Genomic DNA, 19,892 nt, shown 5'->3' on the forward strand with positions numbered 1-19,892 from the left:
TAGATGGGTACACCCACCGGCTACCTGAAAGGTACTATCGTGAGCACCGCCGAGAACACCTACACTCTACGCCCCTGGCGCGAGGGCGATACCCTAGCCCTCTTAGAGTACTGGCACGATGCTGAAAACCGGCAGGTAACCGCCTTCCGCTCATCCTTCGGGCCAGATTCTGACGCCCGCTTCTCCCGCACCCTTGTTGCCGAACACCAGGGGGTGCCCGTAGCCGCAGGCACCATCTACGAGACTGACCTGCACCCGGCCCGCCTCTGGTGCTACATCGAGGTAGCCCCTGAACACCGCCGCACAGGCCTAGGTAGCCTACTTCTGCAGAATCTTAAGGACGCTGCCGCCTCAGCCCCCAGCGCGGCTTCGGCTTTCCGAACCAAGGTGGAACCAACCTCCACCGGCCTAGACTTTGCTTCTGCCCGCGGTTTCACCGTCGCCCAGCGCTCGCGTATGGTGCGTATTGAAGCTGGGGCGGTGCCCTCGGTGCCCTTACGCCAGGATGAATCTGAGCGTATTACCCAGGCGATTGAAGATTTAGCTACCGGGTCTGTGGAGCTAACCCAGCGTTTCTGGGAGTTCTACCGGGCCGTGCACACCTGGGATGAGCCAGCCGATATGCCTATCGGCCGGGTTAACCGTCTTTTCCTGTCTGATGAGGCTGAGGCTCTGGGGGCTGTGGTCTTGCGGGATGATGTGCTGCGTGCCCAGGCTAATGGTAAGAAGGGCGATATTATCGCCTTTGCTGTGAGCTACCGCCCTATTGAGGTTGATGCCGGGCAGATGCCTGTCTCAGAAGATGATGCTACTGAGATCACTATCGGTTACCGGGTGGGTCACCCTGGTGCCCGTGAGGCTATTATGCAGCTGCTTTCGGTGCTGACTGGTACCTATGCGGTGCAGGTTGAGGTTGATGATTCTATGGAGGATCTAGCCGTACTGATTGACCAGCTCGTGAAGATGGGGGCTGCCACCGTGACCAGCGAGTCCCTGGTGCTGGTGGACGGCTAACCCAGACATTTTTTCTAAGACCCCTTGGTTCTCTCTTCACCCCCATACTTTTTGAGGGGGTGAAGAGAGAACCAAGGGGTCTTTATTATGGTCGAGCGGACGGGGTGTATCTGCCGATATTATTTGACGTCCTACAAGCGCCTAGTGCCTCTTATGTGCCGATGGTAAATATGATTTTAGAGGGTGTTTACCTTAAAAATAGACCTGCGTTACCTTGTTGGGTAATACCTGCTAGGAAGATGGTGACTAGGTGCCTTGGTGCTGTATATACACTGTTTGGCTTTATGGTGTTCTTTGTTTTGTCTCAGAGTGAAATCTTGTCATTTTTCTTAAAAAGCCCGCTTATGAACTTGCTCAGTCTACTGAAAGTATGTAGTGTTATAAACAGTTGTTCAGCCTACTGATAGCACTCATAGGGAGTCTATCGCTGAAGCAACAACTCGTACTGAGAGTCGCAAAGAAAGGCAATAGCTCATGGCTACCAACGAAACCATTGAAACCCTGCGCAACAGCACCGTTTTCGGCACCGACGGCGAAAAGATCGGTCACGTAGGCGAGCTCTACCTGGACGCACAGACCGGCGAACCCACCTTCGTCACCGTCAACACCGGTTTCTTCGGCACCAACGAATCCTTCATCCCCGTGGACCAGGCCCGCTATGCAGGCGACGAAATCCACGTCCCCTACACCAAGGAATTCGTCAAGGATGCCCCCAACATCGCAGAAGATGGCGAACTCTCACCCGCTGAAGAGCAGCGTCTCTACGAGTACTACTCACTTACTGCAGGCACCGCAACCGCTGGCACCGCAACCGCTGGCGTAGCTCACACCGAGCGTCCTGCCACCGGCGCACCTGCAACCCATGCAACCAACACCGCTGAACACGGCGACGTTGTAGCTCACGAAGAGCGCCTCAACGTAGGCACTGCCACCAGCGCAACCCAGACCGGCCAGGTCCGCCTGCGCAAGGTCGTCCGCACCGACACCGAAACCGTCGAGGTGCCCGTCCGCAAGGAAGAAATCGTCGTTGAGCGCACCAACCTCAAGGACGGCGAAGTCGTCAATAACTACGACTTCGACTCCGCAGAGGCACACGCAGACGTCACCGTCACCGCCCACGAAGAGCGCCCCGTAGTCTCCACCGAGACCGTAGCAACTGAGCGCGTCTCTGTAGGCAAGGAAGTACACACCGACACCGAGCGCGTCTCAGCAGACGTCCGCAAGGAAGAAATCGTTGTAGAAGGCGACAAGAAGTAAGCACTAGACTAAGCCTCTAGCGCTGAACAGCCTCACGCAGGGCCCCGGGAAAACCACACGGGGCCCTTTCCTATAAGCCCCAACCCCAAAGGACGAAAAATGGCCTACCTCGTAGACCCCCGCAGCAAATACCCCGTCATCGCCCCTCCCAAACAAACCCAGCCCGAACCCGGCCTCGACGCAGAGATGACCCCTAAAGCTGACCTAGGCATCGACACCTACAAAGGAAACAGCAGACTCAAAGGGCGCCGCGCCCTTATCACCGGTGGGGACTCCGGCCTCGGGGCAGCAGTTGCCATCGCTTACGCACGCGAAGGCGCCGATGTCGCTATCGCCTACCTGCCAGAAGAAGAGCCAGATGCCCGCCTCATCATCGAACAGATTGAGCAAGCCGGTGTTAAAGCCCTAGCACTACCCGGGGACCTACGAGAACGTGAACACTGCCAGCAGATCGTTAAGCAGACAGTAGAAGCCTTTGGTGGGCTAGATATTCTGGTCAACAACGCCAGCCGCCAGGTCTGGCACGAAAAACTCGAAGACATTTCAGACGAAGACTTCGACTCCACCATGAAAGCTAACGTCTACTCCTCCTACCGGGTCACCAAAGCGGCACTACCGCACCTTGAGCCTGGGTCAGCTATCATCTTCACCTCCTCAATCCAGGCCTATGAGCCCAGCGAAACTCTGCTGGATTACGCCCTGACTAAGGCGGCAATGAACAACTTCAGCAAGGGCCTGGCCCAGGCCCTAGCCCCGCGCGGTATCCGCGTCAACGCCATCGCCCCCGGCCCCTTCTGGACCCCACTGCAACCTAGCCATGGCCAGCCCCAAGAAAAGCTCACCCAATTCGGGCAAGACACGCCCCTGGGCAGAGCCGGCCAGCCTGCCGAAATCGCTGGGGCCTATGTTTACCTCGCCTCAGATGAGGCAAGCTACGTATCGGGTGAGACACTGGGCCTTACCGGCGGGCGCCCCACACCCTAAAGACACACACCCCCTTTATCTCTCATGACGCTCGCCCCCACCTTCCCAACCCCGCCCCTAACCGGTGCCGGGCCGGGGAGTGGGGGCGGGTGTCCTTACCTATTGCTCTAGCTAACAGCGCACCAGGTGGCCTTTATGCCAGAATTGGTAGGTTATGACAGAAGAGACTCTTGGGACCGGGCAGATGCCGGCCCGCGCTAAGCAGCTAAAACTGCCGCCCCTACAGCTAGGCAAACAGACCATCGACACCCCGGTAGTGCTGGCCCCCATGGCAGGCGTTACCAATAAGGCCTTCCGCAGGCTCTGCCGCGACTACGGCGGCGGGCTCTATGTAACCGAGATGGTGACCGCCCGCTCCCTGGTCGAACGCAACCCTGAGTCTCTACGCATCATTGACCACGACGGCGACGAGAAAATTCGCTCTATCCAGATTTACGGGGTGGACGCCGTCAACGTGGGCAAAGCAATTCGCATGGTGGTCGAAGAAGACCGCGCCGACCATATCGACTTGAACTTTGGCTGCCCCGTCCCCAAGGTCACTAAGCTTGGCGGAGGGTCTGCCCTGCCCTGGAAGACTGACCTTTTCACGGCTATTGTCCAGACCGCGGTGCGTGAGGCTTCCCGCAACGATATTCCCCTGACCATCAAAATGCGTAAGGGCATCGACGAGGACCACCTGACCTACCTTGAATCAGCCAAAATAGCTCGTGACGCGGGGGTTGCGGCTATCGCCCTGCACGGGCGCACTGCCGCCCAGCACTACTCTGGTAAGGCCGATTGGGGTTCTATCGCCCGGTTGCGTGAGGCTATCCCCGATGTGCCGATTTTGGGTAATGGCGATATTTTTTCTGCTGAGGACGCCATCGCCATGGTTGAACAGACCGGGGTGGACGGCATCGTGGTGGGCCGTGGCTGCCAGGGCCGCCCCTGGCTCTTTGGCGACTTGCAGAATGCTTTTGAAGGGTCTGAAGAGCGCCACCGCCCCTCTGTATCTGAGGTGGCTGACATGATTTACCGCCATGCTGAGCTGCTGGTTGAGACTTTTGGTGATGAGTCCCGTGGCCTGCGGGAGATTCGTAAGCATGTGGCCTGGTATTTCCATGGCTACCCGGTGGGCGGTAAATTGCGCGCCAAGATGTCTACTGTTCCCACTCTCGAAGCTTTCCGTGAGTACCTGGCTGAGCTGGATCACTCTATCGGCTACCCTGGTGCTGCTGTTGAGGGGCCGCGTGGCCGTGCAGGTAACCCCAAGAAGCCTCACCTGCCTGATGGCTGGCTGAACTCCCGCCTCCTGGGGGACGCTGAGCGTCTGGGTCTGGTGGACGCCGAACTAGATATTAGCGGCGGCTAAGTACGGAGCGGACGCCCGCCCCGGCTAGTCCATGTCGGGCGGCGGAGGGTCGGTGGGTGTTTTGTCTTTCCACAGGTTGATACCCCATATGATGGAGAAGAGACTCATCGTGTGGAGGCTATGAAAGACAGCTCCGCACTCTTCACCGTAGATGTCGCTGGCTGGGTCTGATGCGGCGATGGCTCGTAGAGTAGGAGCGTAGCCCAGCCTTTGAAGGTGTTACCCAGGAAGAATTCGTGGGTGCCGAGGTAGCCCTGCCAGCAGGCTATCTGGTAGGCCCTGGACTTGGTTCGGACTAACCTTTCATAGCGAAAATGCTCCAAATCGCCATAGTTGGGTACGTACTTCTCGCTCATAGAAGACGACTGTACCTTCCAGTAGGGGGCGCAAACCGTAGGTTACATTGAGTGCTTACCAGAATCGCGCAGTGCCCACGCCGTGTGTGGACGCTGCGCGATTCTGGTAGACGCTGGGTTCGCAGTGCACGCGCGGACGGACGCCCCCGCCCTCTTATCGCAGGTCAGGGAGGTAGGCGAGGGACACCCCGCCACAGTTTGCGCACCCCGTAGACACCGTAGTTCTCCTGGTGTATTTTGACCAGTTCCGGGATGAGCAACTGGTCGCTTAGTGTTCTGGCAACTGGCACACGGGCCTTAGCAGCCCGGTAACCACGGGAGGTGATAAACCCACCGATGAAAGTGGTTGCTAGTACCCGGCAAATAGGTTCGACCCCGAAGAGATTCTTGTGCGTGTCGATGAAGCGGATTATCAGCGGGCCGGACGGTCGAGCTCGGCTACGAAAAGGCTGAAGCGGCTTTCAGGATTTCGTTGGCTCTGCGTAGTTCAGCGATTTCTTTGCAGGAGGTGTAGAGGGGTTCATTTGGGTGGTTTTCTCGTCGGCCAGAGGGTAGGTGTAGGGCTCTGGTTTTGAGTTCTTGGGGGTATCTTGAGGGGCATGGGTAAAGTTTCTTTGGGTTGTTGGTTTCCAATTTTAGGGGTGGGAACTAAACCCAGTACATATCATTTTGTCTTCTTGGTCCTCGCCATTATTTCCGTTGTGATGACGGTGCCCGGCAGTCTAAAAAGTAGCACACCAGTAAGCCCGTACTACTTGGCGACCGTCCCTGAAGGGTAAAAACTCATCTCCCCGTAGCATCTCGCTGCGGGGAGGTAGGTTTAAAGGGCAGCAGGTAGTAAATAATATGCGCTCTTTTTTTTGGGGGGGGATAGGACGTTCGTACCTCTAGCTCAGGATTTTCCTCAAGCCGCTTCTGACATCAGCTTTAATCTCATCGACTAGCCCTGGTTGGCTTGGTGCGTTCAGATAATCTAGGGTCAGGCCATTGATAAAGGCTGTTAGAAGCCGGGCAGTGCGAGCAAGATCTTCAGTGGCGATTCCCAGCTCTCCGGTAGATTGCCAGGCGGTCAGTCCCTGTATTAGACGATCCTGGAAAATTGCTAGCTCCTGCTGATATAACTTGGCTAGCCCGCTGCGAGTTGAAGCTGCTGCGCCCATAATAATCCAAAGCGTGGCGTCCTCTCGTTGTACCTCTCCAATCGGTAGAAGCTCGAGTAGGGCAGTCGTCAGTCTTTCCAAGGGGTCAGCGGGCAATTGTAGATTCTGTACCCGTTCGTGTTGCCGTGCTGTAGAGCGCAGGAGTGCTTTTTCGAGCAACTGATTTTTTGTGCCCATGTAGTACTGGACGGTGCCGTGGGTAAGGCCTGCTTCTTGGGCTACTTTTCGCACACTCACTACATCAAAACCTTGTGTGACAATCACGCGGATTGCCGCATCACTTATGGAGGTTTCTTGAGCAGATATATCAGACATATATGCACTTTATCAACGAAGAGGCCTTAACCTTATTTTCTCATGCGTTCGTATGATAATGTCTTATACGATCGTATGAAGGAGCGGGTTATGGCCAGTTACTTTCCACTCTTTGGGCTGGCGTTAATTGATAGCCTCAGCCTGGGGACCCTGGTGATTCCTATAATCCTGCTTCTCAAATGGAGGCGGGTACGGGTACTTCCATATGGCACCTACCTGGCCACAATATCCGTCTCTTATCTTCTGATTGGTGTCGCTCTTTTCTTTGGGATGCGATGGGTGATAGAAGCCTTCAGTCAGGTAGCAACCACCGTATGGTTCAGCTGGATAACGCTGGTACTGGGTGTAGCTCTGTTCATCTTTGGAGTTTTCTCACCGAACCCCGTGAAGAAAACAGCAGATGAGATCATGGACGCTCGCGCCAGCCAGACTAACCTTACGGCTCGGAGGGGAGCTGGTTTGTTAGGGGTTATGAGCCTGGCTGTTGGGTCGGCTGTTTTAGAGACGGCAACTATGCTGCCCTACCTGGCTGCTATTGGCATTATTCAATCGTTAGAAGTATCTTTCGGAGCGCAGCTGGTGGTGCTGGCTCTCTATTGCCTGGTGATGGTGGCACCGGCGGCTCTCATCGGTTGTTGTGCGCGCATGTGGGGTGACCGTGCCTTTGAAAAAATCTTCAAAATAATGCCGCGTTTAGAATACGAAGCCAAAGTAACCATCCTCTGGGCTGCGGCTATTGTGGGGGTGTTGTTGGCTAGGAATGCTGTGATTAGGCTCGATTTGTTCTAGAAAGCTGGAGTCGGCAGATTTTGATGTGCCGTTGTCAGCTGGATAGGGGCTACTAGACTTAAACCATGAAGACCACCCCAAGTGCACAGCAACTGATTGAAAACTCACCCAGTGAGCCCGCGCCAAGCCCCGGCTATACCGAGGCGGACGCCGAACGGTGGGTGCCTGAACATCACAAGTCTGTTTACCGTTCACCTTTTGAGCGCGATCGCGCTCGTGTGTTGCACTCGGCCGCCCTGCGCCGGTTGGGCGCTAAAACCCAGGTGGTTGCCCCTGATACCGATGATTTTGTGCGCACGCGCCTGACTCATTCCCTTGAGGTCGCCCAGGTCGGTCGTGAGCTGGGGCGCATGTTGGGCTGTGACCCTGATGTTGTTGATACTGCCTGCTTATCTCACGATTTGGGTCACCCGCCCTTTGGGCACAATGGTGAAACTGCCCTTGACCGGCTGGCGGCTGATGCTGGCGGGTTTGAGGGCAACGCCCAGACTCTGCGCCTGCTCACCCGCCTGGAACCTAAAGTGATTAGGCATGATGGGGGCCCGGCTGGGCTGAATCTGACCCGGGCGTCCCTGGACGCAACCTGCAAGTACCCTTGGGCCCGTGAGAAGGCCCCTGCCCGCGCTGACGGTAAACCCAACCGCAAGTTCGGTGTCTATGCCGATGATATGCCCGTCTTTGACTGGTTCCGTGCCGGGGCTGTTGAGGCTGGGGCTGCACCGACCCAAAAGTGTATCGAGGCGCAGGTTATGGATTTGGCTGATGATATTTCGTACTCGGTGCATGATGTTGAGGACGCTGTCTTTGGTGGTCACTTGCAGCTTGATGATCTAAAAAATGCGGACGCCCGCCAGCAGGTTTTTGAGAAGACCCGGCTCTGGTATCTGCCGGGGGTTGAGGACGCCACCCTTGACCGGGCTCTGACCCGTTTGGAGGGCCTTGACCGTTGGTTGCCTAATATGACGGGGACTCGCTCGTCTATGGCATCTTTTAAGGCGCTTACCTCTACTGTGATTGGGCGTTTTGCTGCTCGTGCTATGGTGGCGACCCGCGAGGTGTATGGGGATGAGCCGCTAACCCGTTACCAGGCCCAGTTGGTTGTGCCAGAAGAGACGGAGCATGAGATTGCTGTGCTGAAGGGTATTGCTACTGCTTTTGTGATGGCACCGCGGGACGCGGCGGCTCAGGCTACAGATGGTAATCAGCAGGAGATTTTGGAGTTCTTGGTTCATGCTCTCTATGAGAACCCTGATTACCTTGACCCGGTCTTTACCGCTGATTTGCAGGAGTTGGGCCGTCATGATGATACTGCCCGTTTGCGCCTGGTCATTGATCAGGTTGCCTGTTTGACCGATCGTTCTGCGCTTGCTTTGTTTAAGCGGATTACTGGGACTCACTGGGCGGTGGGCGATAAGCCCCTCTGGTAAGTGTTGATAGAAAAGGAAAATCAGTATGAGATATAAGAAATCTTTGAGAGAGATTTTTGTGGCTGCTCTAGCTAGTGTGCTTGTTGGGTTGCTGGCGGGTGCTGTGACGGGCCTTTGGGTGGTTGGTGTGGGTTCTTTTATCGTCACCTTGCTTATAGCGCTTTCGCCGGAGTCTTTCGGGTTAGGGCGCACCCGTCGGGGGCCGCTGGATGACGACTCAGTTTGATGACGTAGTTTGACGGGGCAGACTAAAATTGAACCCGTGGCAGGCTTAATCAAACGAGAAGACATTGACGAGGTGCGCTCTCGCACCGACATTCGCGAAATCATTGAAGGGTATGTGACCCTCAAATCTGCAGGTATTGGCTCTTTCAAGGGCCTGTGCCCTTTTCATGATGAGCGCACTCCGAGTTTCCATGTGCGCCCGCAGATGGGCACCTACCACTGCTTTGGTTGCGGTGAGTCGGGGGACGTGATTAGTTTCCTCATGGCAATGGACCATACTTCTTTCACTGAAACGGTGGAGAAGTTAGCTGCCCGCATTGGCTATGAGCTGCACTATGAGCAGGGTAGCGGTATGAGCCGGGAAGAGGTAGGACGCCGCCAGCGGCTACTGGATGCCCATAAGGTTGCGGCGGAGTTCTTCCAGAAGAACCTTTATACTCCTGCTGCCGTGGAGGCCCAGAAGTTTTTGGGTGCCCGCGGGTTTGACCCTGTAGCGACCCAAAAATTTGGGGTTGGTTTTGCCCCTAAGGGGTGGGATAACCTGCTCAAATATTTGATGAATAAGGGCTTCACCACCGATGAGTTGCGTGAAACGGGTATGTTTTCTGAGGGGCAGCGGGGCCTCTATGACCGTTTCCGTGGGCGTATCATCTGGCCTATCCGCAATATTACTGGTGAGACTATTGGTTTTGGTGCCCGCCGTATTTTCGATGATGACCAGGGCCCCAAGTACCTTAATACCCCTGAGACTGCTCTCTATAAGAAGTCGCAGGTGCTCTATGGCCTTGATTTGGCTAAGCGCCCTATTGCTAAGAAGAAGCAGATTGTGGTGGTGGAGGGCTATACCGATGTTATGGCTGCCCAGCTTGCCGGTATTGATACTGCTGTGGCTACCTGCGGCACCGCATTTGGTACTGATCACATCAAAATTGTGCGTCGTCTGATTTCTGATGATGGCACTGGCGGCGAAGTGATTTTCACTTTTGATGGGGATGCTGCGGGGCAAAAGGCTGCCCTGGCTGCTTTTTCGGAGGATCAGCGGTTTGTTGCTCAGACCTTTGTTGCTGTGGCTAAAGACGGTATGGATCCTTGCGATTTGCGCCTTACCCGCGGGGACGCTGCGGTGCGTTCTTTGATTGCCTCCCGGCGTCCGCTCTTTGAGTTTGCTATTGATGCCACGCTTGCCAACTACGATTTGAGTACCTTGGAGGGGCGGGTGCGCGGTATGCGCGCTATTGCCCCCATTATTGCTGGCATTAAGGACGCTGCCCTGCGCCCGGCCTATGTGCGGCAGGTATCTGGGCAGTTGGGTTTGGACGCTGCTGAAGTTCAACGAGCGGTGAGTGCGGCGGCAGCTTACCCGCAGGCGTCCGCCAGTCAGCGAGCTGAAGCCGCAGAAGCTGAGCGTGCTGCCCGAGCTGCTGCAGAAGAAGCCCCGGCACCGGTGGAGGACCCCTATGAGCTCCCTGATATGTGCGACCCTGTAGCCCGCACTGAGCGGGAGGCTCTTGAAGTTGTCTTGCAGTACCCTCAGTACCTTTCTGTGGAGCAGTGGCAGGAGTTGGCTGGTGTGCATTACCGTTACCGGGCCCATGGTGGGGTTGCTCAGGGCATTATTGGGGCGGCTTCGATGATGGCTCCTGCGGCTGGGGCTACCTGGGTTAATACGGTGCGTGCCTATGCCCCTGAGCCTGTGCATACTCTTCTGGCGGAACTTACTGTGGCCCCTATTCCGGCTCGTACCGATGAGCAGTTGATGCGTTATTCGCGGGATATTCTCAATCGTCTCTTTGAGCAGGAAATTACCCGCCAAAAGTCAGATTTGCTGATGCAGCTACAGCGCCTTTCGCCCCAGAATGATGCTGAGGCTTACCGGGAGATACAGCAGCAGTTGCTTGCTCTTGAGTTGCGTCGTCGTAGTAAGATGCAAGGCCAAGACTAGACTGTGACTGAGCTAACCTGCTCTCGGTTTGCGCGGTACGGGAACCCCGTGTAAAGTTATTACTCGTTGCGGCGATGAAAACATCGCAAACAACATTCCCCCGTAGCTCAATTGGCAGAGCATTCGACTGTTAATCGAAGGGTTACTGGTTCGAGTCCAGTCGGGGGAGCCACCAGAGAAAAGACCTAGCTTCGGCTAGGTCTTTTGCTTTAACTACTTACACCTTGCATAAACACGCTATATTCCGTTGCCTAGTCGCCACAAGCACCTAAAAGACGGTAAACTTACTATTTAGAAAATGTAAGATGCAAGTACGCTTATTGACACTAAGAGAGGTGGCACATGACCACTCCCAACGATCTAAACGGCTCCGTCCGGGCCCGGGGTCTACGCGCTGGCTATAATAACCTCAAAGCTAGCGCACAACACGTGGTTGACGCCGGTAAGGTGCTCACCAACCTAACCCCTAAGCAGCTCAAAGACGAAATCCAGATTGCCAAAATCGAAGTCAAAGAAAAGGGCATCGCCCTAGGCAAAGGCGCCGCTGTTGCCGCCATCGCCCTCATCTTTGCACTCTTCATGACAATCGCCCTCATCATCCTGGCCTACGTCGGCTTAGCTGCCCTCATGCCCAACTGGGCCGCTGCCCTCGTGCTCTTCGTGCTCTTCCTCCTTCTCGCCGCTATCGCCGGTTTCATAGCCTTCAAGATGATTAAGGCCCAGATGCCTCTCAAGCCTGAATCAGCTATCTTCGGCCTGCTCTACGACCTGGGCGTGCTCAAGGAAGGCTCCGCCATGACCGCCAAGCGCGTCAAGCGCGAGCAAGAAGAACGCGCTGAAGCCAAGAAGGCTGAAAAGCAGGCCTCTGAAAATGCCCAGGGCGGCAGCGACCAGCAGACTCACGCCACCCTCAACCCCAGCAAGGAACAGCTCATCCAGCGCACCAAGCAGCGCCGCGAGCACCTCAAGACCCTGCGCGATGACATCGAAACCTACTCACGCAACGTACAGGTTGGCACCCAGAACCTGGTCAACAACGCCAAGGCCTCCGCTAAGAACGCCCCAGCAAACGCAGCTAAAAGCAGCCGCAAACTGGCCGTCAACGCCTCCAACCCCGAGACCCTCCAGGCCCACTGGAAGTCCTTCGCAACCCTGGCAACCTCCCTGGGAGCCTTCTTCCTCTTCCTGGGTAAACTCATTAGCCGCCGCAAGTAAAACCCTTGTCTCGCCTCAGAAAAGGCGGCACAAGCGTCCTTGCCACAAGCCCGCCCCAGCATCCACCGCCGGGGCGGGCTTGGTGTTTTCCCGCACTCAACCGACCACCGGGCTGTGCGCCAGTGCGAAAAACCCGGTAAGGTCAGTGTGACAAGGAACGAAGAGACCCCGAAAGGCCCCACATGGCTGACACGCCCCTGACCATCCTCATTGGCGCCGACACCTACCCACCCGACATCAACGGGGCCGCCCAATTCTCATCCCGTCTTGCCCACGCAATGACCGCACGCGGCCACACCGTACACGTCATGGCACCCAAACAAGAAAAAGGTGTCACCAGCTGCCACACAGTCGACGGCATTGTGGAGCACCGCATGCGCTCGCACCGGGTTATTACCCACCCCTATATGCGCTTGAACTTCCCCTGGGAGATTTATGCTGAGGCAGACCGCCTGGTGCAAGAAATTCAGCCCGATGTGATTCATATTCAGTGCCACTACCTGATTGGGCGCGTACTGGCCCGTATCGGCGCTAAACGCGGTGTGAGAGTAATTGCCACCAACCACGTCATGCCCCAGAACATCACCCCCTTCTTACCCTTCAATGACCGAGTCAATTCTGTGCTAGAGAAAATATCCTGGGGCGATATGCGCCGGGTGCTAGGCCAGGCAGCCGTGGTGACTACCCCCACCCAGATTGGTGCGGACGCCATGGAAAGCGGCGGTAAGTTCTCTCGCCCCGTCATGCCAGTTTCTAACGGTATTCAAAGCTCTGACTATGAGCTTGCCCCGGGGGAGAGCATTGATAAGCCTGCCGGTGAACTGACGGTTTTCTTTGCCGGGCGACTAGCGGTTGAAAAGAATATTGATGTGCTCATTGAGGGCTTCTCAGGTCTGCCTGCTGACCTTTTGCAGAAAACCGTGCTTGAGGTGGCCGGTACTGGCGAAATATTAGCCGAGTTGCAGGCTAAGGCCGCTGACTGCGGCGTGGCTGATCGGGTACGTTTCTTAGGGTATGTCTCTGATGAGGAGCTTCGCGCAGGCTACCTGCGCGCTGATGTTTTCTGCCAGCCTGGCACTGCCGAGCTGCAGTCGCTGGTGACCTTAGAAGCTATGAGTGCGTCAAAACCTGTGGTTCTAGCGGATGCGCTGGCCTTGCCTCATCTGGTTGATTCGGGGAAGAATGGTTACCTTTTTACGCCCGGTGATACCGCTGAGCTGGCGGGGCATCTGGCCGATATTCTGAGCCTGCCTGAGGCGGAGCGTCAGGCCATGGGGAAGTGCTCCCGCCAGATGGTGGCCCGTCATGCTGCTGAGAAAACCTGGGAAACTTTTGAGTCTCTCTACCGCTCAAATGAGCCTTATGAACGGTTCCTGGCGGGGCGCTAGAGCCACCTGTGGTTTGGTTTCATCTGCCTTTTTCGGTATTCTTAGAGGCAGTGTCACGCTCGCTAGAGCCTGGTGCTGTGGGGCCTTAGCTCAGCTGGTTAGAGCAGGGGACTCATAATCCCTTGGTCGCGGGTTCAAGCCCCGCAGGCCCTACTAGTACGCCTCTCACCTAGCAAAAGGTGGGAGGCGTTTTTTCTTGGAATACTTTTCTCCCCGTATGTGTGGGCACTTACAGAAAGCCTTGCCCCAGGCTTTAACGACACACTCCATTCACCCTGTATTCTCATACAGTTCCCGTGTTTTTCCTTGCGAGATGCTACATTTGTTGAGGAAAGTTATTACTTTCTCTCATTCGTCCCCCACCTAACTCAGAGGAAACTATGTCTTTCTCCCTCAAGCGCATTACTGCGCGCGTCCTGGCAGCAGGTCTGCTGGCAGGCTCTCTGGCCTTTGCCGGTTCTGCCGGTGCCCAGGCGGCAGTTAGCCCCGCCCAGTTCGCCAGCTACACCTCAGAAGCTGGCGTGCACTCCAACTACCACGTCTATGCTGAGAACATTGACTGGAACCAGCCTGTGGGCGTTGTCTTCTACCTCGATGGAGACTACTGGCAGACTAACCAGTCCAAGGTGCACTCACCCAACAACTCTCAGCTGCTGGGCATGGCTAAGGTCGCTAATGAGCGCAACATGGTTTTTGTGCCCGTCATCTCCCCTGATAAGGACGCCACCGGCAACGGTATTACCTGGTGGCAGTCCATGGACGCCAACGGCGACTGGTTCCGTTCTTTCGCTAGCTCCTTCATTGCTGAAACCGGCCTAGATTCTTCCAACGTATGGACTATCGGCCACTCTGGTGGCGCAGAAATCACCGGTTTTGAGCTGCTGGCTGATAGCCAGGATTCCTGGCGCACTGGTGGCGGTTCGGTCATGGTCGGCGGCGGTAATAGCAACGGACTGCAGACTCTACCCTCAGAGACTGCCAAAGACTTCTCCCTCCAGTGGTACATCGGTTCTGAGGACGGCGTGGGCGCAACCTGGCCTGTTGCCTGGTCAGCTTATGGCGCAGCAGAAAACGGTCACAGCATCTACTCTGCTGCCGGTTTCAAGAATGTAGATTTCACCGTGATCCCTGGTATCGAGCACCACAACTATGATTTCCCCGTCATCCTTGAAGAGGCCCTTGATAAGGTTGAGCCGCAGCTTATTGGCGGTATTGGGGCTTACTTCTACACCCACGGTGGTGCCCAGGTTTTTGGTGAGCCTGTCGCTAACGAGTACGCCATCACCGGTGGCGCCCAGCAGCTCTTCCGGGCAGCTAACGGCGTTGAGACCCTTTTGGTGTGGTCCGCTGAGACTGGTGAGGTTACCCCGGTAGCTTACGCTCGTTTCTAGGTTTGAGCTTCTGTAGCTCCCTCGTACCGTATGCTGTGTAAGGACACACATTTTTTGAGGGAGTAAGCATGTCTCGTTCACCGTTTTTTCAGTCCGTTGCAGGCACCTGTTCTTTGGTGCTTGCAACGGGCTTTTTGGTCACTGCCCTACCTACTGCCGGTCAGGCGGCACCCCCGCAGGGTGCCTTCGGCGATGCTGCTTATCAGGGGCAGGTAGCAGGAGGGCCGGACGCTGGTACCGCCGGTGAGATGACCACCCGCTACCAGCCGCGGGTAGAACCTGATACGGATCGTCTGGTTGTGAAGTTCAAGGAGGGGGTGGTGGAGCAAGAGCAGGCTGAGATTCTTGATGATATTGCAGAGGCCACCGCTGCTGTAGAGGTCGCTGAAATCTCCCATGAGACAGTTGAACAGGCTCAAGTGGTAGATGTTCAAGAGATGATGACCCCCAGTGAGCAGGCGCAGATTGTTGAGCTTCTAGAAGAGCAACCTGAGGTTGAATACGCTGAGCCTGATCTCATCATTAGCGCTGGGCAGGCAGCTACTCCCCGAAACCCACCTAATGACCCCTATTTCGCTGGTTACCAGTGGAATATGAGAGCTATTGATGCCCCTGGGGCCTGGAAGTATGCTACGGGTGAGGGCGTGGTGATCGGTGTGGCAGATACCGGGCAGACCTGGCACCCTGAGCTGGCTGCTAAGACCTTGCCAGGCTACGATTTTGTGTCGGCTGATCAGAGTAGGGACGGTAACGGTTGGGACTCTAACCCCAATGATGAGGGGGACTGGGGCCCACAGGTGCCGCGTTCTATGTGGCATGGCACCCATGTAGCTGGTATCGCTGCTGCTTTTACCGATAACGGTGTGGGTGTTGCTGGGGTTGCGCCTAACGCCCGTATTCAACATGCTCGCATTATGGGTGTGAACGGGCGAGCCTATACTTCTGATCAGGCTGCTGGTGTTGCTTGGAGTGCGGGTGTGCCCGTGCCTGGGGCACCGGCAAACCCGACCCCTGCGGCAGTGGTGAACTATTCTGAGGGGTTCTATTCACCGACCTGCCCTCAGGTGCTTCAGGACGCTATCAATGCAGCTCATGCCCGGAATGTTCCGGTCGTTGCGGCAGCCGGTAACTTTGGTGCTAATGCTGCTGGAACTTCACCGGCTAACTGCCTGGGCGCTATCGTGGTGGGCGCAACTGCCAGCGGGAATAGGATGACTGGTTACTCTAACTGGGGGCCCATGCTTGATGTGGTGGCCCCTGGTGGGGCGGCTGGGTCCGATATCTGGTCTACGGTCAATACTGGCGCCTATACCCAGGTGGGGCCAGGCTATGGGCCTCTGAATGGTACCTCCATGGCGGCCCCTCACGTCACTGGCATTGTTGCTTTGATGAAGGAGCGCGACCCTAATCTCACCGTTGAGCAGATTCGCTCTATTCTCAAAAATACTGGTACGAGCGTGAACGGTTACCGCCTGGTGAATGCGCCTCGAGCTGTCTCAGCGGTTGCCGATACTCGCTCCCAGTTTGCTTTGGTGAATGCCATTGGCCACTATTTTTGGAGAAATGGGGCCTACGAGAGGTTTGGTGCTCCTACCACTGCTGAGATTGCCTTGCGTGATGGTGGGGTAGCTCAGATATTTGCCAAGAATCAGGTCATTTATTGGACTGCTCGACAGGGGGCCTTCCATGTTAATTTCAATGGTGCTATTGGTGCTAAGTATCGTTCTGCTGGGTATGAGCATGGCTATGGGTACCCCACTATGGCTGAGATGGCTGTGCCTGGGGGAGTGATGCAGCGTTTTGCTCGGGCTGATGGGCGTACTACGGCTGTGTATTGGGATGCTTCTACTTATCGGACTCATGCTGTGTGGGAAGCTGGTTCTATTGGGTACCGGTATAACGTTTCTGGGGGTGTTGGTCGTTATGGCTTCCCGGTGTCAGATGAGACTGCTGTGATGGGTAGTGTGCAGCAGCGGTTTAGGACGGCTGCTGGTACAGAAACTGTGATGGTTTGGTCACCTGGTACGGGTACGAAGGTTTTGAATGGCCGTGGTGGCTTGTACTGGTATTGGGTGAATAACGGTTATATTGGGCAGCTTGGTTATCCCACCTCGGATGAGGTTGCTCAGGCTGATGGGTCGGTTGTTCTTAGCTTTACGAGTGGTGCTCAGTTGCGGTGGACGGCTGAGACCGGAGTGCAACGAGTACGCTAGGCGGCGAAATCATCACCAATTGGTAGGAGCACACTAGGGCCATCTAGCCCGAGAAGAAGCAGGGGGTTCGTATAGTCGAGCCCCCTGTCTGCTGTCTTAGACCCGGTGGCGGGTTCTCTTACACCCCAGTGCAGGCAAAAGCGTGGGGCACAGTGCTGAATTTCTGGGTCAAGCTGGGCGATGACGTCCCCGGCCTGCACCTGGCTACCAAGAGGTAGGGGATTGTTCACCGGCTCAAAGGAGGACAGCCTCCCATCTGGGTGCTCGATGGTGAGTACCTGGCGGTCTACCACCGTGCCGGCAAAAACTATTTCCCCTTCAAAGGGTGCCAGGACGTTCCCGCCTGCTTGGAGTGTAAGATCAACTCCACGGTGCCCAACTGACCAGCGTGCGGCGGGCTTTTCAAAGCCGCGTATCACCTCAACCTGCTGCCCTTCTAATGGGGCCTGCCAGGGGTGCGTCCGCTGTGCTGAAGCTAGGGGAGCTACTGCACCTATGAGTAGCAGGGCACAAGAACAAGCCCCTAGAACTCTCGTCACTGCTTGAGCGGGGAGGGGAAGAAAAGACATGGCAAGAAACCTTCTAGTCGGTGCCCGCCCCTTACCCTAGGTGGCGCCAATCATCGGTTGCTCCTATCTTTACCACTGGAAACCTGCCATCACAAGAGCTAAAAACTCGGTGATTAAAAGCCAATGATGGGGTATAGTTGTTGATTGCAGTTTGTCCCTGCACCCTGCCTAAAAATAGGTGGCGCTGGGGGCAAGGGGAATCCCTTTACATAGAGACCTCTCCTTGAGGAGCCGTTTACGCGCGCTTCATCTAGGATCTGACATCGCGTAACGTGAAGCAACTAGCCTCTAGTTGATAAGGAACTTTCGGTCCGGCATAAGCCGGTGAAGGTCTGAGACTGCTTCGTCACTCCAACGAAAAAGTCTGAGCGTTACCAGGGGAGCGGGCCTTGGCCTAAGACGCTCCACATGTAAACCGATAACTACTATGCGCGGAGCGCGGCTAGCCTGGAATCAGGGGCCCGCCCGGCACCCATCACACTAAGGAGACGACATGCCCGTCGTAACTATGCGCCAGCTTCTCGATTCAGGTGTCCACTTCGGTCACCAGACCCGCCGCTGGAACCCCAAGATGAAGCGTTTCATCCTCACCGAGCGCAACGGCATCTACATCATCGACCTGCAGCAGTCACTGGCCTTCATTGACCAGGCTTACGAAGCTGTTAAGGCAACCGTTGCTCACGGCGGCACCGTTCTGTTCGTTGGTACCAAGAAGCAGGCTCAGGAAGCCATCGCTGAGCAGGCTACCCGCGTGAACATGCCCTACGTTAACCACCGCTGGCTCGGTGGTATGCTCACCAACTTCGCCACCGTTTCCAAGCGTATTGAGCGCATGAAGGAACTCGAGCAGATCGACTTTGACGATGTTGCAGGCTCACAGTTCACCAAGAAGGAACTGCTGCTTCTTCGCCGCGAGCACGAGAAGCTCGAGAAGACCCTCGGTGGTATCCGCAACCTCACCAAGGCACCTTCACTGATCTGGGTTGTTGACACCAAGAAGGAACACCTGGCTGTTGACGAAGCTCAGAAGCTGGGCATCCCCGTAGTTGCTATCCTCGACACCAACTGCGACCCCGATGAAGTTTCCTTCCCCATCCCCGGTAACGACGACGCAATCCGCTCCGTCAACCTGCTCACCCGCGTCATCGCGGATGCAGTTGCTGAGGGTCTGCTGGAACGCGAAAACAAGAAGACCGGCAAGTCAGCTAACGCTTCTGAAGAGCCCATGGCTGAATGGGAACGCGAACTGCTGGAGCAGCACGAAGCTGCCAAGGCAGAAGCACCCGCTGAAGAAGCTAAGTAAAGCTTAATAGAGAGTTACGGCACCCGCCCACATTCGGTGGGTGCCGTTCTCACACACCCCACCGTCATAGTGGGGCGATAGATTTCCCTAATCTGTTCAAAATATAAGGAGTTCACCATGGCGAACTACACCGCAGCCGACATCAAGGCACTGCGCGAAAAGACCGGCGCAGGCATGCTCGACGTCAAGAAGGCCCTCGACGAGGCCAACGGCGACCAGCAGAAGGCAATGGAAATCATCCGCGTGAAGGGCCTTAAGGGCGTCACCAAGCGCGAAGGCCGTGCAACCGCAGAAGGTCTCGTCGCTGCACGCGTTGAGAACGGCGTTGGCTTCATGGTTGAAGTTAACTCAGAAACCGACTTCGTTGCTAAGTCCGAGCCCTTCATCAAGTTCGGTAACGACGTACTGGAAGCAGCAGTTGCTGCTAATGCCTCCAACCTGGATGAGCTCAAGGCAGCTTCCTACGAGGGCAAGACCGTTGAAGAACTCACCACCGAAGCAGGTGCCCTGCTGGGTGAAAAGATCGTTGTTCGTCGCGTAGCTCGCGTTGAGGGCGAGAACGTTGCAGTTTACCTGCACAAGACCTCCAAGGACCTGCCCGCACAGGTTGGCGTTCTGCTTGCAGTAGCTGGCGACAACACCGACGAAGTTGCACACGACGTTGCTGTTCACATCGCTGCAATGAGCCCCAAGTACCTCAACTCAGACTCCATCTCCGCTGAGGACGTTGAGGCTGAGAAGCGCGTTGCTGAAGAAACCGCACGCGGCGAAGGTAAGCCTGAGCAGATCATCCCCAAGATCGTTGAAGGTAAGCTCAAGGCTTTCTACAAGGAAAACACCCTGCTTGACCAGGACTTCGCTAAGGACTCATCCAAGTCTGTTGCAGCAGTTCTGAAGGAGAACGGTGCAACCGCAACCGCTTTCGAGCGTTTCCGCGTCGGCGCCTAATACTCTTCAGGTGTGATTGAGCACCAAAAAAGCTCATAGCTCAGG

At 56.0% G+C, this 19,892-nt stretch carries 15 protein-coding genes and 2 tRNA genes; 15 read left to right on the forward strand and 2 right to left on the reverse strand.

The features are described from left to right. Nucleotides 1-39 precede the first annotated feature (39 nt). The 4 genes from ACED87_RS01005 to dusB all read left to right on the forward strand — a co-directional run bounded on the left by ACED87_RS01005 (nt 40) and on the right by dusB (nt 4,606). Complete coding sequence (locus ACED87_RS01005) at nt 40-1,014, forward strand: GNAT family N-acetyltransferase (RefSeq protein WP_449089464.1); 975 nt, start codon at nt 40-42, stop codon at nt 1,012-1,014. Nucleotides 1,015-1,488: 474 nt separating this feature from the next. Beyond that, nucleotides 1,489-2,271, forward strand: coding sequence for a DUF2382 domain-containing protein (locus ACED87_RS01010; protein WP_449089465.1), 783 nt, complete (start codon nt 1,489-1,491; stop codon nt 2,269-2,271). Between the two features lie 99 nt (nt 2,272-2,370). Further along, nucleotides 2,371-3,255, forward strand: a complete 885-nt coding sequence (locus ACED87_RS01015) for an SDR family oxidoreductase (RefSeq protein WP_449089466.1) — start codon at nt 2,371-2,373, stop codon at nt 3,253-3,255. Nucleotides 3,256-3,409: 154 nt separating this feature from the next. Next, nucleotides 3,410-4,606: a tRNA dihydrouridine synthase DusB gene (gene dusB, locus ACED87_RS01020; RefSeq protein WP_449089467.1), complete on the forward strand. Its 1,197-nt coding sequence runs from the start codon at nt 3,410-3,412 to the stop codon at nt 4,604-4,606. 1,243 nt (nt 4,607-5,849) lie between these two features. On the opposite strand, the gene ACED87_RS01025 is transcribed toward dusB, so the two are convergent. Continuing rightward, nucleotides 5,850-6,437 (reverse strand): TetR/AcrR family transcriptional regulator, encoded by a 588-nt coding sequence (locus ACED87_RS01025; protein WP_449089468.1) that lies wholly within the window; start codon nt 6,435-6,437, stop codon nt 5,850-5,852. 90 nt (nt 6,438-6,527) lie between these two features. Here ACED87_RS01025 and ACED87_RS01030 point away from each other — a divergent pair, with 90 nt between their 5' ends. The 9 genes from ACED87_RS01030 to ACED87_RS01070 all read left to right on the forward strand — a co-directional run bounded on the left by ACED87_RS01030 (nt 6,528) and on the right by ACED87_RS01070 (nt 17,027). Continuing rightward, the gene (locus ACED87_RS01030; RefSeq protein WP_449089469.1) at nt 6,528-7,226 is read left to right on the forward strand and encodes a GAP family protein; all 699 of its coding nucleotides are present in this window, start codon (nt 6,528-6,530) and stop codon (nt 7,224-7,226) included. Between the two features lie 65 nt (nt 7,227-7,291). Next, nucleotides 7,292-8,653, forward strand: coding sequence for a deoxyguanosinetriphosphate triphosphohydrolase (locus tag ACED87_RS01035; RefSeq protein WP_449089470.1), 1,362 nt, complete (start codon nt 7,292-7,294; stop codon nt 8,651-8,653). Nucleotides 8,654-8,915: 262 nt separating this feature from the next. After that, nucleotides 8,916-10,820 carry a DNA primase gene (gene dnaG, locus ACED87_RS01040; protein ID WP_449089471.1) on the forward strand — a complete coding sequence of 635 codons (1,905 nt, stop codon included), beginning with the start codon at nt 8,916-8,918 and terminating at the stop codon, nt 10,818-10,820. A 96-nt stretch (nt 10,821-10,916) separates the two neighbouring features. Beyond that, a tRNA-Asn gene (locus ACED87_RS01045) sits at nt 10,917-10,992 on the forward strand. Between the two features lie 170 nt (nt 10,993-11,162). Next, entirely contained in the window at nt 11,163-12,035 is an 873-nt protein-coding gene (locus ACED87_RS01050) for a phage holin family protein (protein WP_449089472.1), read from the forward strand. Between the two features lie 182 nt (nt 12,036-12,217). Next, nucleotides 12,218-13,423, forward strand: coding sequence for a glycosyltransferase (locus ACED87_RS01055; protein WP_449089473.1), 1,206 nt, complete (start codon nt 12,218-12,220; stop codon nt 13,421-13,423). 79 nt (nt 13,424-13,502) lie between these two features. Beyond that, nucleotides 13,503-13,576 (forward strand) — tRNA-Ile (locus tag ACED87_RS01060). A gap of 227 nt (nt 13,577-13,803) precedes the next feature. Further along, nucleotides 13,804-14,814, forward strand: a complete 1,011-nt coding sequence (locus tag ACED87_RS01065; RefSeq protein ID WP_449089474.1) for a hypothetical protein — start codon at nt 13,804-13,806, stop codon at nt 14,812-14,814. A gap of 68 nt (nt 14,815-14,882) precedes the next feature. After that, on the forward strand, nt 14,883-17,027 hold the full coding sequence (locus tag ACED87_RS01070) for a S8 family serine peptidase (RefSeq protein ID WP_449089475.1): 2,145 nt from the start codon (nt 14,883-14,885) through the stop codon (nt 17,025-17,027). Here ACED87_RS01070 and ACED87_RS01075 read toward each other — a convergent pair. Continuing rightward, on the reverse strand, nt 17,024-17,596 hold the full coding sequence (locus ACED87_RS01075; RefSeq protein ID WP_449089476.1) for a peptidoglycan DD-metalloendopeptidase family protein: 573 nt from the start codon (nt 17,594-17,596) through the stop codon (nt 17,024-17,026). The two genes, ACED87_RS01070 and ACED87_RS01075, sit on opposite strands and share 4 nt — an antisense overlap. 493 nt (nt 17,597-18,089) lie before the next feature. Here ACED87_RS01075 and rpsB point away from each other — a divergent pair, with 493 nt between their 5' ends. Both rpsB and tsf read left to right on the forward strand, forming a co-directional pair. Next, a complete protein-coding gene (gene rpsB / locus ACED87_RS01080; protein ID WP_449081765.1) occupies nt 18,090-18,899 on the forward strand; it encodes a 30S ribosomal protein S2 in 810 nt (269 codons plus the stop codon). A 117-nt stretch (nt 18,900-19,016) separates the two neighbouring features. Then, nucleotides 19,017-19,847 carry a translation elongation factor Ts gene (gene tsf, locus ACED87_RS01085; protein WP_449089477.1) on the forward strand — a complete coding sequence of 277 codons (831 nt, stop codon included), beginning with the start codon at nt 19,017-19,019 and terminating at the stop codon, nt 19,845-19,847. Nucleotides 19,848-19,892 lie beyond the last annotated feature (45 nt).

The sequence above is a fragment of the Rothia sp. 32237D007AR genome, from assembly GCF_053544675.1.